General features: G+C 63.9%; 1 protein-coding gene. It reads left to right on the forward strand.

Annotated features, from left to right (window positions below; translation table 11 throughout):
- Positions 1 to 3: 3 nt before the first annotated feature.
- The coding region (gene tuf / locus CHB88_RS24085) for an elongation factor Tu (protein ID WP_089401895.1) at positions 4 to 1,070 on the forward strand (1,067 nt) is incomplete at its 3' end.

Raw genomic sequence — 1,070 nt, forward strand, 5'->3', positions numbered from 1 at the left:
AAAATGGCAAAAGGCAAGTTTGAGCGGACCAAGCCGCACGTGAACGTCGGCACGATCGGTCACGTTGACCATGGCAAGACCACGCTGACCGCGGCGATCGCGACCGTGCTGTCTTCCAAGTTCGGCGGCGAAGCCAAGAAGTACGACGAGATCGACGCCGCGCCGGAAGAAAAAGCGCGCGGCATCACCATCAACACCGCCCACGTCGAGTACGAGACCGCCAACCGGCACTACGCCCACGTCGACTGCCCGGGCCACGCTGACTACGTCAAGAACATGATCACCGGTGCCGCCCAGATGGACGGCGCGATCCTGGTCTGCTCCGCTGCTGACGGCCCGATGCCGCAGACCCGCGAGCACATCCTGCTGGCCCGTCAGGTCGGCGTGCCGTACATCATCGTGTTCCTCAACAAGTGCGACATGGTCGACGACGCCGAACTGCTGGAACTGGTCGAAATGGAAGTGCGCGAGCTGCTCTCCAAGTACGACTTCCCGGGCGACGATCTGCCGATCGTGCGCGGTTCGGCCAAGCTGGCGCTGGAAGGCGACAAGGGCGAGCTGGGCGAAGCGGCGATCATGCAGCTGGCCGAAGCGCTCGACAGCTACATCCCGACGCCGGAGCGTGCCATTGACGGCGCGTTCCTGATGCCGGTGGAAGACGTGTTCTCGATCTCCGGCCGCGGTACCGTGGTCACCGGTCGCGTCGAGCGCGGCGTGATCAAGGTCGGCGAAGAGATCGAAATCGTCGGCATCCGGGACACCCAGAAGACCACCTGCACCGGCGTGGAGATGTTCCGCAAGCTGCTGGATCAGGGTCAGGCCGGCGACAACGTTGGCGTGCTGCTGCGCGGCACCAAGCGTGAAGACGTCGAGCGTGGCCAGGTGCTGGCCAAGCCGGGTTCGATCAAGCCGCACACCAGCTTCACCGCGGAAGTGTACGTGCTGAGCAAGGACGAAGGCGGCCGTCACACCCCGTTCTTCAACAACTACCGTCCGCAGTTCTACTTCCGTACCACGGACGTGACCGGCGCGATCGAGCTGCCGAAGGACAAAGAGATGGTCATGCCGGG

It is taken from the genome of Noviherbaspirillum humi (genome assembly GCF_900188095.1).
Classification (GTDB): Bacteria; Pseudomonadota; Gammaproteobacteria; order Burkholderiales; family Burkholderiaceae_D; genus Noviherbaspirillum; species Noviherbaspirillum humi.